The 15597-nt window shown below is 51.0% G+C and carries 9 protein-coding genes; 1 reads left to right on the top strand and 8 read right to left on the bottom strand.

Features of this window, described 5'->3' with window-relative positions:
• Nucleotides 1-442: 442 nt before the first annotated feature.
• From DNH61_RS00735 to DNH61_RS00700, 8 genes are all read right to left on the bottom strand, one after another.
• Entirely contained in the window at nt 443-4555 is a 4113-nt protein-coding gene (locus tag DNH61_RS00735) for an S-layer homology domain-containing protein (RefSeq protein WP_111144782.1), read from the bottom strand.
• Between the two features lie 160 nt (nt 4556-4715).
• Nucleotides 4716-5852 (bottom strand): glycosyltransferase family 4 protein, encoded by a 1137-nt coding sequence (locus tag DNH61_RS00730; protein WP_111144781.1) that lies wholly within the window; start codon nt 5850-5852, stop codon nt 4716-4718.
• Between the two features lie 102 nt (nt 5853-5954).
• The gene (locus tag DNH61_RS00725; RefSeq protein WP_245947831.1) at nt 5955-6665 is read right to left on the bottom strand and encodes a WecB/TagA/CpsF family glycosyltransferase; all 711 of its coding nucleotides are present in this window, start codon (nt 6663-6665) and stop codon (nt 5955-5957) included.
• 157 nt (nt 6666-6822) lie between these two features.
• A complete protein-coding gene (csaB, locus tag DNH61_RS00720; RefSeq protein WP_111144779.1) occupies nt 6823-7980 on the bottom strand; it encodes a polysaccharide pyruvyl transferase CsaB in 1158 nt (385 codons plus the stop codon).
• Complete coding sequence (locus DNH61_RS00715; protein ID WP_245947829.1) at nt 7944-10064, bottom strand: DUF5693 family protein; 2121 nt, start codon at nt 10062-10064, stop codon at nt 7944-7946. The genes csaB and DNH61_RS00715 overlap by 37 nt, the downstream gene beginning before the upstream one ends.
• A gap of 21 nt (nt 10065-10085) precedes the next feature.
• Nucleotides 10086-11795, bottom strand: coding sequence for a phospho-sugar mutase (locus tag DNH61_RS00710; RefSeq protein ID WP_111144777.1), 1710 nt, complete (start codon nt 11793-11795; stop codon nt 10086-10088).
• Between the two features lie 101 nt (nt 11796-11896).
• Entirely contained in the window at nt 11897-12328 is a 432-nt protein-coding gene (fabZ, locus tag DNH61_RS00705; RefSeq protein WP_111144776.1) for a 3-hydroxyacyl-ACP dehydratase FabZ, read from the bottom strand.
• Nucleotides 12329-12507: 179 nt separating this feature from the next.
• Complete coding sequence (locus DNH61_RS00700; RefSeq protein ID WP_111144775.1) at nt 12508-13053, bottom strand: CDP-alcohol phosphatidyltransferase family protein; 546 nt, start codon at nt 13051-13053, stop codon at nt 12508-12510.
• 257 nt (nt 13054-13310) lie between these two features.
• On the opposite strand from DNH61_RS00700, the gene DNH61_RS00695 reads away from it, so the two are divergent.
• A complete protein-coding gene (locus DNH61_RS00695; protein ID WP_111144774.1) occupies nt 13311-15518 on the top strand; it encodes an Ig-like domain-containing protein in 2208 nt (735 codons plus the stop codon).
• Nucleotides 15519-15597 lie beyond the last annotated feature (79 nt).

Raw genomic sequence — 15597 nt, 5'->3', positions numbered from 1 at the left:
AACATGTCGCAGAAACTCGTAAACGCAAGAAGAAAATATTGGTAGAGCCCGTATAACACTATAACATTATACAATGGGTAATTTCTACCGTAAAGAGAAAGTTGCGATAACGCTCTTTCATGCTTCCTTCCCGCTTCTCGTTTCGAGTCACATGTAATTAAACGCATGTTTCTCGAAAAAGTTGCGAGCCGGAGAAAAAAGTTTTTAAACTTTTTTTCTTCATGCGCTCGGCCGACTCTCCGAAGCTTCTCAAGGAGCTCGTTTCCCGATCACGTAGATTAGTATAGCTCGTACATACAGCCTTCGTCGATGCAAAACATTTTCCATAGTTGAGGACGTTTACCGTCGAATAAAAGGAGGAATTGCAGACCTCACTCTCTGGCACAAAAACAGCCGGACAAGCGGTCACACCGCTTATCCGGCCGTCTGCTGCTGCTTCCTGTTAGTTGATCGCAGGGAGCTTCTTAAGATCCTTCATCATCTTAGAGACGATAATTGCCGCATCAGAACGCAGGAGATTCGAGTTTGGCTCAAATACATAGCCCTTCTTCGGATCCTTGGCATCCACAGGAGAGCCCTGAATATAGCCCTTCTTCGCAATAGCCGCTACAGATGATTTTGCATAATAACTAACAGACGCATGGTCCTTGAAGGCTTTAGAGAGTGCCGCATCAATCTTCTTCGGATCAGTCTCGAGCTTCATCTGAAGAGCACGTGCAATAATGACAGCACCCTCCGCCCTTGTAAGTGTATTGCTTGGTTCAAAGGTACGCGGCTGCGTACCACGAATAATGCCTTTACGAGCGGCTGTTTCAACATAGCGGAAGTCCCACAGCGCATCGGGGTTAATAATACCCGGCACGTCATCAAAGTGCGGCTTGCTGAGCTCATAGTCGAGCGGCAGTTCAAGCGCCTTAACAACCATACGGGCAAACTCACCCCGTGTGATGTACATATTCCCGCCGAATTCGTCAAAGCCTGCGGAATTCATGACACCCTTCGAGTACATGGCCTCCATATAGTTACGGGCATATGGATGGCTGGTGATGTCAGAGAACGAGTACACCATTTTGCCCACTACATAATAACCAAATTGATCAAACGGAACGGTAATGGTGTTCTTCTTCGAATCAACGACCCCACCCATGTTCTCCCATACCTTGTTCTTCACATCATAACGGAAGACAGTAATCAAGGTATTGATGCCTTCCCGCATCTTAGGATCGAAACTCAGCGTCAGCTTGCCCGTCTTGGATGTAACAAGCTCACGCTCATCCGGACGATCGTCGTACGTTGGAATTTTCGTACCTTTAGGACCTGTAGCACCAGGGAACTGATAAGGGTCTACCCCGTAAGTCAGAGGGTCATACGTACCACGGGACAGTCCGCTGATATCATCAGCCAGACCTGCATCAATCCAGTATACGTTAGAAGCCTTCGTAAAGCGTGTCGGATACGATACCCGGAACCGCGTGCCAAAGCCTTGCTGAATGGCGTCGAAGTTCGCAGGAAGCGTCTCAAACTCATGACGGTCAACGACACCGTCTTCTCCGTTTGCAATACCAAATAAAATCTTGTGATTCGTATATACCTGGTTCTTGAACTCTTGGGGTACATTATAATCACGGCGAACCAATGTGGTACCTTTGGCGAATGTCAGGTTAACCGCACCGTCAAATACTTTATGCGAATTTTTCATTGGTTCCAGGAATTGTGCACCAGGTATGCTCGTAGGTGCATATACGACTTCAAATGAATCCGTTACCTTATCTGTACCGCTGGTAATGGTGAATGAAATCTTATTCGTGCCGACCTTCAGCTTATCCACCGTAACACGGAATGCTTTTGGATAGTCGGGCACTGTGTCTCCGTCAATATCCAGATTGTTAACTTGTTCAGCCTTAAGCTTGTTCACTTCAACAGATTCTGCACCGCTTGCGCTTATGATAACTTCAACAAAGTTCTTATTGACGATTCGCTTGCCTGCGAGCGGACGTACCAGTTCGTAAGGCAGCGCGATCGGGTCAACCTCAATACGATAACTTGCACGCGGGCCTGTTTTGCCTGAGTTATACACATAGATGTTATACACGCTAGAACTGCCGTCTGCATTCAACTTTTGGTCAGGCAGAATGAAGGAGAACGTTTGGTCTTTCATATCATAACGAACTCTTAAACCTGGAACATCATTGCTCACATTTAGGACAAACGGCGGGACCGTTGTATCGGTACTATGGAATACTTCAAGACGTTTAGTCAGATCCCATTTGAAATTCCCGCCCTTGCTGGTACTGACAATCTCCAGGATATACTTCTCTTTGGAAGCAGTATCCATACCATTCAATTTTCCTTCAACACTCGATTTCCCAGTGCCTAGATCAATAAAATCAAACGTACCAAAAAGGTTCATCGTCTCCCGCTTTGTAGTATATATACTTCCACTCTGCGGAAACTCCGGATCATTTGGTGTAGGATCAGTCAAATTTGGACTATAGGGAAATACCCCCATAGTATCCTTTGCCGGTATTTCAGGCAAGTTGTTAGGAACTAAATATAACTTGAGTTTTTTCTCATACGAACTCTTGGCACCTTGGAAGACAAAGCGAATTTCATTTTCTCCATTGAATAAGGCATCGAAAGCCGTTTTCTGTGCTGCAGCAGGAACTAAGAAATCTTGTTTTGTTGTATTCTCAGCCGTTGGCTGGCCTTGAACCATTTTCCCCTGTACTAATGGTACGAGAGTATTGTTAATGTACAGGAAAACCGTTTGAGCCTTTCCATTTTCTGCGACATAGCGGATTTCGCTAATATCATTAACGTTCTCCAGACGTCCCGCGAATGAGTCCAATTGGGTCATAATTGTTGTCATTCTTGTTCCCTCAACTACTGTTGTATCGACAGACAGATTCATCAAATCAAATACTTTATTGAAGGCAACGAAGGGGCCGAACAGAAGGGTGGTCGTAGCAGTTCCAGCACCAATTGTTCCATTCAGACTAAAGTTAAGGGTTTGTGTTCCTTCAAATGGCAACTTCTTCGCTATAAGGATTGCTCTGTAAAAAGTTCGCGGTGTGCCATTAATCGTTCTGCTCACAAGACCAGAGGCACCATCTTCCAATATTATTTCATAAGTTTTAGTTGTGTCAGTACTTCTTCTTGTTAAACCACTTATATTTGTAATCTCATCAACACTGACCGTCGGCCTGTTGGTGCCACTAGTATCGCCAGGATTTCCTACCAACACTTCGATAGCAATCGGCATGCCAAATTGGTTTGAACCATTTAACGGAGCTGCACTCAGACCATTAAATGTTCCGCCTGCTTTATACCCTTGGAGATAATTAATCTGATGGATATACGGTGCGTTCGCAGCCTTCAATGTAAAAGAAAGACCACTTACCCCTTCAAACAGGGCCATCTTAGCTTCGTTCGGTGCTTGAAGACTCAGAGAATACAACTTGTTGTAAGTCAAGGGTTCAGTGATATCCGCTGCTCCAAGACTTTTAGTGAATTCATACACAAAGAATGTATCTGTCGCCTGAGGGTTACCAGTGGGCAAGTTTGAAGACTTGAAAGTCCCTGCGTACGTATGAGTAGTGCCCGGTTTAGGTGAAAGATCGTACCTAATATCAATCCCATCCGTTATCGTAGGGAACGGCACAGGATCAAGAACGTTGTCATTGTTCGTGTCGCGTCGGCCGCTCGGAACAATAACTTTACCCGTAACCTTTACCTTACTAATATCAGTTACCAAAAGCGTTGGACTGTATTCGAGCGCCTCAGAATTAGTCGTACCATCCTCGCTAATATTTACATCGAAGAAGGTTACATTGCCGTTGTAGAACGCTATCTCACGTGTTGTTTCAACAGTTTGTGTTGAATTGAATACCCGTATGGTCACTAGGTTTTTACCCTGTCTGAGGGTGATTGGCGAAGCTGCAAATGTATATCCGTTAGAAGTATTAACCGAATATGTTTTGCTGCTGCCGTTAACAATAACGGTAACCTGCTGCGCATTCATCGCTTTACCTGTAATGCTGATGTCCGCCTGATTCAGCCCATTGGTTTGGGTCGAGTGAACAACTGTTGTGCCTGTTTCGTTCAACGGAAAATTGTTTCCATACAAACTAGCTACTAGATCGGAAAAAACCGGGCCATTTCTAAAGTCAATGTAAAATGAACTGCTAACTTGTCCTCCGCCCTGATTCCCCTTAAATGTGATCTGGTTTATACCAGGGAACAACTGAACGTTAAAGACTTGTATATTAAAACCATTCACATAAACATTGCTTGTCAAGTTCTCTCTGGAAGCAGCCTTCTCTCCATTGATCAACTGAATAACATCATAAGTAATTGAATTTGGATCCACATTGCTGATTGAACCTGTTAAGGTAACCCTCTCTTCCGTTACAATTGTAGGTGAACTCTGATTCGTGCTAATCCCGTTAAACGAGAAATTACCTGTAGAAGCTGATACCTCCGAGGTACCTGTATATGGCACCATTTGGAGGGCCATTGCGACGATTACTAACATGATACTGAATTTCTTAAACACGTTTAGCCTCCTCCGATTGTCTTACGGTTTTTCTGTTCGTACCGTTAATATCGGCCATCTGTTCGGCAAACTTTAGGTTTGCGGCAGTTTTTTGACATAAAAAAGACTCCATTTCCAGAGGGAATGGAGTCTTTTACCTTTTGTAGAGTGCCGTTCAGGCTTATTTCGTATTCGAATCGGTCTCGGTCTTCAAGCGAAGCCGCTGCAGCATATTCAGCACTGGCCGTCTGGACTTATCCACGAGTCCAATCAGCTCGGCGCCAATCTGCATCACGAACAGCAGGATAGCAATTACGGCAAAGGTCACCCAGTTGGCTGCCGGAGACTGCACGACAGCCGCCTGGACAATGGCGCACGCACCAAAGAAAGCAGCAATACCATAGATGATAAGGACCGTCTTGCGATGGCTGTAGCCGAGCTCCCGCAGACAGTGATGCAGATGGCCCTTGTCGGGCGCAAAGATCGGCTTGCGCTGAACCATACGGCGAACGATTGCAAAGAAGGTGTCCGACAGCGGTACGCCGATAATAAGAAGCGGCGTCACGAAGGACACGATTGTAACCTGCTTGAAGCCAAGCATCGACAGGGTAGCGAGACTGAAGCCTAGGAATAATGAACCTGAATCCCCCATGAAAATCTTGGCTGGATGGAAATTAAACACCAGGAAGCCCAGGATACCGCCAAGCAGCAAAGTGCTCAGCAGAATAACCGGCTCAAAACCCATCAGGACAGCCATTACAAGAATGGTACCGATCGCAATGGCCGATACACCGGCTGCAAGGCCATCCAGGCCGTCAATCAGATTAATGGCGTTCGTCACACCGACTATCCAGAAGATCGTAAGCGGAATAGCAATCCATTCAGCAATCGGCTGCATCGAGGCACCGAAAGGTATGTTCAAGAGATTAATTTTCACGTCAAAACCGAATACGACAACACATGCTGCGGCAATCTGCCCCAGCAGCTTCACCTTCGCTGACAGCTCGAACCGGTCATCTAGTCCGCCAAGCAGGACAATGATCGTGCCGCCGATCAGCATACCCTTGATGAGGTTCATGTCATAGCGGTTCAATAAACCATCCGGCAGGAATGGATAGAGAAGCAGGAACGCCGCCACAAAGGCCGCATAAATTGCCAGCCCGCCAAGTCTTGGCATAATCCGGGTATGGACTTTGCGCGCGTTAGGCTTATCAATGGCCCCTACTTTAAATGCTAACTTCTTGACTAACGGGGTCATGACTAACGCAATAATTAGTGCAATGACAAAACCTGTGACATAATAAACGCCCTCTGGCATCTCGACAACTCCCCTTTTTTTCTACCGGATAGAATTATACTCCGATCGAAAAATAATCTCCAACTCCGTTTTAAGGCGATTTTCACGGTTTTCATGAAATATTCACGGAGTTGGGCGGCGTTTTGTTACGTTTTCTTTCTCTCGGACGACTTTGAGCATAAATTTCGGCAATACAAGCATCCTTTTGTACCTGCTTGGCTGCTGCAGCAGACGATAGAACCACTCCAGCCGCAGCTTCTGGAACAGCACCGGGGCGCGCTTCAGCTTGCCTGCAATTATATCGAAGCTGCCTCCGACACCCATCATGACTGGAACGCCAAGCTCATGCTTGTAGCGTCCTATCCATGGCTCTTGGTTATTCAGAGCCCGGGCTACGAAGAGCATATCCGGATTCGCTCTCCGGATTTCTTCAATGACCTCGGCATCCTCACCTGGCCCGAAGAAGCCATTCCTTGCGCCCACAAACCGGATAAGCGGATATAATTGCTTTAACCGTTCTGCAGACTCTTCTATCGTCTCCTGCGTCGTCCCCAGCAAAAAAACAGACCAGCGATGCTTCTCGCCTGTCTCCAGAAGCCGGTGCATCAGATCAAAGCCTGCCACACGCTCCTTCACCGGCTGGCCGACATATCCGGAAGCCCATACTACGCCCGCCCCGTCCGGGACAATTAACTCCGCCTCTTCCATCACGCGGTAATAATCCGGATCCTCCAGGCCTGCCATAACCATGATCGGATTGCCGGTAATCACCTGTGTAGGCACTCTAAGGTGGATCACATCGCTCAGATAGTTTACGGTCTCCTGCATGTCCATCTTCGAGAATGGCAGGCCAAAGATACTGACCGTGGGATAGGATCTCGCCCCGCTATTAGGCCGCTGCGGCAGCGAAGCCGTGTCCTGGTTGCTCGTTTCATTCGTATGTTCTTGTGACTTGCGATCTGTATTTGAACTCATGTAACGGTAGTCACCTCTATTTGTACTGACGCAGGAAATCCGCGATTTGTTTCGCGGGCACCTGAGCTTCAGCCTTCAGCTTCAGGATTGCATCCCGATGCTTATCCCTCCAGGCAGCCGCACCGCCAGGCGCGAGCAGCTCTCCCGCCGCATCTGCGAATGCCTGCTCATCAAGTGCATCGGTCGAACCGATCGGCTGCAGGCCAAGCCGCTTCAGGAAGCTGTCGATCTTCGGATCGTACGACAGCCCCAGCATCGGAACCTGCTGATTGGCTGCGTAGATGAGCGCGTGCAGCCGCATCCCGAAGAGCACATCGCAGCGGCTGACTTCAAGCAGCATCTGCTGAGGATCCTCTCCTGGGGTCGCCAGCTCAGCTGTACTGCCGCCAATCGCTCCCAGCCTCTCCATGACGAATTCAGAAGCCATCGCGTCATCCGGTGTATGAAAGGGCAGAAACCGCAGCCTGACCGGCTGCTGTCTTGCCAGCATTGCAAGCGCTGAGGCAGCCCGCGTCAAATCCGCATAGTCCTTGCGCCAGTATCGAAGCGAAACCCCGACTACCGGAAGCCGTTCACCGGCAGGCTCAGCTGTCCGAGCGCCGCTGCCGCCAGTCTGAGCCCCTGCTACCAGCGGCAATCCCATTACGGGGTCGGGCACGACTTCGATTCTGTTCCGGTCTACACCGATGTCTGCCAGCAGTCCGGCGGACGCTTCATCACGTACTGATATATAGCTGGATTTCTTCATAACACTTCGGATTAGGGGATTCATCCAGCCTCTGTTTACCGGACCAATGCCCTGCGAATAAATAAATGTCAGTTTGCCCAGCATCTGAGCAAGCTTGATAATCCCCGTATAGTAAGGGATGGTCTTGGCGCTCGTAGCATCCTGGAGCAGGCTGCCGCCGCCGCTGATCAGTCCGTCACTGCTCCGAATTGCCCCCAGAACATCAGCAGGGCGCATCCTATGAGCGGCTTCCACCCCATACATCTCTTTCGTCCAGGATGGATCGCAAGAGAGCACAACCGGCGCGATCTGGATGCCCGCTTCCTCTTGCGCTTCAGACAGCGCATTAAGAATGGATTTCAGCACGGCCTCATCGCCGCTATTGCGAAACCCGTAATAACCGGATATAACTAGCCGGTACGTCCTGCCTTGAACTTGGGTGCCCATGCCTTCCATACTCCTTCCGCCAGCTGCCATGCCGCGATCAGCAGCAGGCCGATTATCCCGCCAAGACCAAGACCCAGCAGTACACGGATCAAGGAAATGACAATCGGTGTGTGGATATGTGCAAAGGTATCGACCATGGACAGCTGTCCGATGGAGGCTACAATCATCAATACCCAGGCAGCCCTGTATCGAAGCGACAGGAACAGGCCCAGCAGGAATAACGGATGCGCGAGCATAAATTCCTTATTGCGCGGCCGTACACCGAAGGTCTCCTCCAGCAGGTTGCGGAACACCAGCTCGATGCTGGATACTTGACCCGCATTTCCAGTACGGGAGAGGTAGTACATGCCTACCACACCCAATACGGCTGCAACAGCAACCATCAGAACGGTAATGTTTAGCCCGAGCAGCTTGCGCAGGTTGTCCTTAACCGAATGCCCGGTATACAAGAAGACATACAATGCCGTCAGGCCGATTGGTGCAAGATGCAGCAGGCTTACGCCCCTGAACTGCTCAAGCACAAGACTGTAGGTGATATTGTTCAGCAGTCCGAATACATAAGCCGCTCCCAGTAGGGAGATCACCGCAGTTAGAATATACAAGCTGATGGCCGATACGAGCCGCTTGCCAAACGGCGGAGCGTCGAACAGCCAGCGGCCGCCGAAGAGCCGGTCGCTGTTGTCGCCTGCCTGTGATGGCTGCTCTTCCCATGTACCGCCAACAATACGGCGGTTGCCTTCCGTGTGTGAACGAACCCGGCTAAGCGCCCATATGACCCCTAAGGTAGGTGCCGCAATCGAGGCGCCAAGCGCCAGCGCCTGCTCAAGAAGGGAAGTCGACACTACATATAATCCCGCACTGCCGATTAATCCAAGGATAAAAGACGGCAGCGTAAGCATCGGAATGAACACGCCGATCAGCAGAGCAATGATGGCAATCGCGCCGAGCGCCACAATTGCCCGCAGCACCTTGTGCCATGCTGGATATTCGTAGTCAAACGGCTGAGCCTGCCCCGGCTCAAAGCCGACCTCAGCAAGCTGCTCTACTGCACCCTTCTTCTCCGCGTCACCGCCAATGGCCAGGTACAGGTTATCCATTGGATGGGTAATACCGCCTTTGTCCAAGCTTCTGACAGGTGAAGCATTCATATAGAACATTCGAATATTCCGGTCCTTGGCCGCCAGCTTGAAGCGGTCAATAATGGCTTCCGGCGTCATTGCCGCCGCATCTGAGCCGGACAGAGAATAAAGACGCACAATGTTATAATCCGTCACATACGCCAATTTATTCATGCCGCTCTGCGGATTTTTAAGATTTTCGATACGGACAAGCCCGATATTATGCTGCTTCAGCAGCTCACCGAAATGAGTCAGGCTCTTCTTGTCTGCCTGATCCGTATAACCGGTAACCTTATCACCATCAAACAGAACCCTCGTTATCCCCTGATCTGCATAAGACTGGAGAAGCCGATTCATCTCTTCCGGATCGTAAGGCCTGATCCGGTCCGACAGACGGGGAAGCACATGGAACCCGGCCTCGCGGATCTTGGCAATCGCAACTGGGTCCGGCTGCATGGAGCGCAGTGAGGAATCCTCTACCGGTGTCTCCAGCAAGAGGCCCGGACGCTCCCCGAACGACCACTCCCGGGCAGGAATGCCTGCCTTCTCGAAGGCAGACCGGATCATCGGAGCATAAGCCGCCTCCGCATCAGCGTCAGCGAACAGAATATACGTGAAATTCTCGCCCAGCGGAGCCGTCTTTCCATTCAACAGAGCCTGCTGAGCGGAATTATACACCGTCAGTCTTCCGCTCCAGACCAGCTCCTCCAGCGTGCTCTCAAATACCGCAAGCGTTGTGAAGCCGGCTTCCTTAAGCTTCGCCAGCTGCTCACTTACAAATTCCTGCGGCCTGGCTTGATAATTCGAGATTAGCAGAAGATCCCGGTAGTTAAAAACATACTCCACCTGATTGCTGGTCTGCTCCATCTCATGACGGGAGAAGCCAATCGGCAGCGCTGCGAGCACACCCAGTATGGTGAGCCCCCAGAGCAGCGTCCGCGCCCTGCGGTTCCAATTTTTCAACATTTGAAACAAGCTGTCCACTCCTTAACCTCTGTTATCTACCCGCGCCATGACTTCACTTGTCAGCTTAGAGATTGCGGCGGAAGCTTCCTCCTGCGTCGTACCCCTGACAGCAAAATAAACCTTAATCTTCGGCTCAGTTCCCGAAGGACGCAGGCAGAACCACGACCCGTCCTCCAGCATGTATTTCAGCACATTCTCGGGCGGGAGACCGTCGATGCCAGGCAGGTAGTCAAGCACCTTTGCAACCTTAACGCCTGCCACCTCGGCAGGCGGGTTGCTCCGCCAGTCTTCCATAATGGCAGCGATCTGCGCGACGCCGTCCATCCCTTTCAGCGTTCTGGACTCCAGTTGCTCCAGGTAGGTGCCGAACTGGGCATACAGCTCTTGCAGCACCTCATACAAGGTCTTCCCATGGCTCTTATAGTAAGCCGCTGCCTCACAGATCAGCATGGAAGCAATGACAGCGTCCTTGTCACGGGCATAGGTTCCAGCCAGATAGCCGTAGCTCTCCTCGTAGCCGAACAGGAATGTCTTCTCGCCTGTTTGCTCGTAGCCGGTCATTTTCTCCCCGATATATTTGAAGCCGGTCAGCGTATTCACAACATCCACGCCAAAATGGCGGGCGATGTCCGCGCCCATCTCACTTGTTACAATCGTCTTCACGACTACCCCGTTCGCTGGCAGCCTGCCCTGCTCCTTCAGCTGGCTCAGCACATAGTAAACCATAAGCGCACCCGACTGGTTGCCGGACAAGACGACATACTCGCCATCATTGTTCTTCACAACAGCGCCCATGCGGTCCGCATCAGGGTCAGTACCAATAATGATGTCGGCTTCCGTCTTCTTCGCCAGCTCCATCGCAATAGTAAAGGCTTCGCGCTCTTCCGGGTTCGGCGACTTGACCGTGGAGAAATACCCGTCCGGCTGCTCCTGCTCACTAACTACCTGGACATTCCCGAATCCAGCCTGCTTCAAAACATTCCGAACCGGAACATTGCCCGAACCGTGCAATGGAGTGAAAATAACGCTCAGCGCATCGCCTGCTCCGCCCTTCAGCAGTCCAGGATTCAAGCTTTCCGCTGTTACCGCATCTATGTATGCCTGATCTTCCTTCTCACCCAGCCAGCGGATCAGTCCGGCTGCTTCCGCGTCCTCACGGCTCATGCGGCGGACGTCGGCGAAGGACTCCACTTTACCGATATGGGCGATTACCTGCTCGGCATCTGCCGGTACAAGCTGGCAGCCGTCCGGACCGTATGCTTTGTAGCCATTGTACTCCGGCGGGTTATGGCTGGCCGTGACCACGATGCCGCTGCTTGCTCCAAGCGCGCGTACCGCGAACGACAGCTGAGGCGTCGGGCGCAGGCTCGGCCACAGATACGTTGTAATGCCGTTCGCCGCCAGAACCTCTGCTGCAACCAGTGTGAATTCCGGCGAATTATTACGGGAGTCGTGCGCAATGACAACCGAAGGCTTCTCATTGCGGCTTAAGAGCCAGTTAGCCAGTCCCTGCGTTGCCTTGCCAACCGTATAGGCGTTCATGCGGTTCGTTCCCGCGCCCATTACGCCCCGCAGTCCGCCTGTGCCAAACGCCAGATCTTTATAGAAGCGGTCTGCGATCTCCTTCTCGTCCGCGCTTATGCCGCGCAGCTCCTCCTTGGTCGCCTCATCGATCAGCGAGTCCTCAAGCCAAGCCTGATATCTCTTTTGCACATCAACAGTATTTGTCATAATAGCCCACTCCTTATTGTGAATTAAACTACCTCTATCCAAACACCATATTTTTATCTTTTGAAACCTGTGGAATTATGTAAATACAATCTGTCCCTCTGTTACGAAGGATTGGTCAGAGCAAACATCATTTCGCCTTCACAGACAACCTTGTCTCCGACCATTGCCGTTGCCTGGCCTTTGCCGATGGAACCCTTGAGACGTGTAATTTCAACCTTAAGGGTTAAGGTATCACCAGGGACAACCTGTCCTCTGAAGCGCCAGTTGTCAATTCCCGCAAACATCGCGATCTTGCCGCGATTCGCTTCCACCATCAGGATCGATACTGCCCCTACCTGCGCCAATGCTTCTACAATGAGAACGCCGGGCATAACGGGAAAATCAGGGAAGTGGCCGGCAAAATACGGCTCATTCATCGTAACATTTTTCAGACCGACCGCACGTACGCCCGCTTCAACCTCCAAGATCCGGTCAATTAGCAGAAACGGCTGCCGGTGGGGGATAATTTCCTGAATTTGTTTGATATCCAGCATAGGTTGCACAGACTCCTTTGGTTATCGTAATGTATAAATTTCATGGTCTACAGAAACAATAGAAACATCCTTCCTGAGCTGCAGATCAGAAGGTTGAGATAGGGAGTTGTCCATCTGGAATCTGAAGCATTCCGGGGGGACAGCTCCTTTTCAGTGTGGAATAAGCCGCTTACAGCTTGTTATGCAGGACCCGATACATCGCGACGCTCATCTTCCGCCTTCACCTTGTTCACCGACAGAATCTGCATGACGTACAGGAAGGCTGTCACGAACGAGAAGCCCACCACACCCCATAACAGCTCCTGTGCATACGGCAAATCGAAGAAAATAAACATAATGGCGGCATACAGCAGCACAGTTGTTATTTTCCCCATTCGGTTAGCCGGGATCGTACGTTTTCCTTGAAAATGAAACAGAGCCGAGCCCGCGATCAATCCTGCATCCCGGATAATCAGCGCCAGGGCAGCACTCCACGGAATAAATTCGTACAGAACAAGTGAGCCGAAGACCGTAAGAAACATCAGCTTGTCCGCTAGCGGGTCCAGAAGGGCCCCTGCAGACGTAACCAATCCTCTCGAACGCGCAATATAGCCGTCAAGCACGTCGGTAATTCCAGCCGCTGCAATGACCAGGAAGGCCGGAATCAGATGTCCCTTCAGGAAGATTACCACATAAACAGGAATGAGCAGGAAGCGGACTCCGGTAAGCATGTTTGGGAGGTTCAAACGTCTCCTCTCCCCCTTTATTCTCTCTATGGAGCCGTTTAGCCGAGTTCCTTCATCATTATACCTCTACCCCGTGAAAAAAAAAACCATTGTTCTCGCGCCCCCTGGCAGCCGCTATCCCTTGGCTGGCAAGGGATTTACGGATTTACGCCTAGGCACTTTCATTTTTTGTCATCCAAAATTTGTTATGAAATCTACATTTTTATACCAATTTAACCGTTAATAATAGATAGAATGCCAACGACCAGGAGGTTCATATGTACGACTCACCATTTCGCACCACCAATACCTATGCAAGAAAACCAAAACGCTCATGGCTTCTGTCCGCCCTGCTCGCCGTGGTAATGATCAGCCAGCTGTTTGCCGGTATGGCCACTGCAGCAGAAACAGTTGATTCCATTGCCTTCGAGTCTGTGCCAAGTCCGCTCTCCCTCTATGTAGGAGACGACGCGCATCAGCTTAAAGTTTGGGCGAGTATCTCGGGCGGCACGGCCGCGACCCGTGATATTACCAGTGAAGCCACTTGGACTTCATCGAACAGCTCGGTTGTAAAAGTGTCCAAGGGACTGCTTACGCCAGCGGGCGAAGGCAGCGCAACGATTACAGTGAAATACCAGACTGCTTCAGCCATTACGCTTCAAGTGAAGGTGCTGTACCAATATGACAAGGTTGAGATCCGCTCGGCGGGCTCAGTTCTTACAACTCAACAGAATATAGAGCTAGGCAAGACCCTCTCCTTAAATCTCGCGGCTTATCAAGGGAGCTCTCTCACTGATGTGACCGCTGATGCTGCCTGGAGCTCGTCCAGCAGCTCGGTAGCTGCTGTCAATGCAGACGGCGATGTCACGCTGCTGGCCGCTGGTACAGCGGTGATAACAGGCTCCTATAAGGGACGCAGCAGCAGTGTCACCTTGAAGGTAACCAGCCCTTACAGCTCAATCAGCATCTCTTCGGAAGAACTGCTGGAGCTTAAGGTTGGAGACGACGACAAACAGGTTACCGCTTCAGCAGTCCGCAAAACAGGCGGCAGCGAGAATGTGACGGCAGATGCGGCTTGGCATTCCGGGAATACGGCAGTCGCAACGGTGAACAAGGGTTTGATCCATCCTGTCGGTGCAGGCACAACAACCATCACCGTAACTCATCTTGGAGCCTCCAAGACTGTGAGTGTTGTTGTCCGGCCATCCCATCAGGCGATGAAGCTCTCACGCGATAAGGCGCTGCATATGATCATTACCGATGCGCCCGAAGCCTTAACCGTGTCCGTTCTGGATGATGCGGACAAGGCGCCTGTGGATGTCACACATGTGGCCGAATGGACTTCCTCCAATGTATATACCGCTACAGTATCGGGAGGCGTGGTCACCCCTAAAGCAGTGGGAACAACCAAGATTACGGCCACCTATAAAGGTTTATCCCGCTCCCTGGATGTTACCGTGTATCCGAGCCTGGCAGAAATCAAGCTTGGCGTCAGCACGATAGACGGCTTCCTTGAAGGCAGCGGTGCCCTTCCCAAGGCACAGGGTCTTACCATTGCGGGTGAAACGGCTGACGTATCATCCCTTGTTACCTGGGCTTCCAGCAAGCCGGAAGTTGCAGCGATAGAGGATGGTAAGTGGGTCGCGAAGAGCGTCGGAGAAGCGGTCCTGACCGCATCAGCAGGCGGCAAATCGGCTGAAGTCCACATTGTTATCCATGAGAAGCCGCTGGCTCTGCTCAGCGAGACGAGCCAGATCAGCGTGGTCATCGGGAAGGAGACCGACCTTCCATCCCTCCGGCTGGTGTATCAGAACGGCGAAGAGGAAGAAGATCTGGCGGACAAAGTGACGTGGAAGAGCTCCTCGACCAACCTGCTGATCAAGAATGGCAAGCTCAAAGGACTTCTGGCGTCCAACGTGACATTGACGGCATCGTATCTAGGCAAGACCGTCTCCATCAAGGTCGCCATAGAACAGGAGATCACCAAGCTTACAGCCGAGCCTGTCTCCGTGACGCTGAACCCCGGCAAGAGCAAAGCGGTTAAAGTTACCGGATATTACAAGGACGGCAGCAAGGTTTCGCTGGCTTCCAAGATCAACTGGACCTCAGGCAATGAAAGCATCTTTATTATGAAAGGCTCGACGGTCAAAGCAGTTTCAACGGGAAGCAGCAAGCTCACCGGAACCTACCAGGGCAAGACGGTGACCGTTAACGTAATGGTGGTTCCCAAGCTGAAGAAGCTTACCGCATCCTCTGCCTCCCTGAAGCTGTCAACGGGCGCTGCTTCAAGCGTTACAGTGACTGCCCTGCTCGACACAGGAACAATCGTCAGTCAGAATGTAACCGATGCCGCTGTCTGGACCAGTTCCAATACCAAGGTGGCTACTGTGACGGACGGTAAGATAACGGCTGTCAGCAAAGGCAGTGCAACGATTAAAGCCACTTATGGCGGCAAGACTGTAAGCGTGAGGGTTTCCATTAAATAAGAAGACCGACGAGAATAGTGGAGGGCTGCTTCCCCGGACGAATATGATATCGACCCGGGGAGACAGCCCTCGCTTTTTT

This window comes from Paenibacillus sambharensis, from assembly GCF_003233845.1.
GTDB lineage: Bacteria > Bacillota > Bacilli > Paenibacillales > Paenibacillaceae > Paenibacillus_I > Paenibacillus_I sambharensis.
This window is presented reverse-complemented; position numbering and strand designations above follow the sequence as displayed.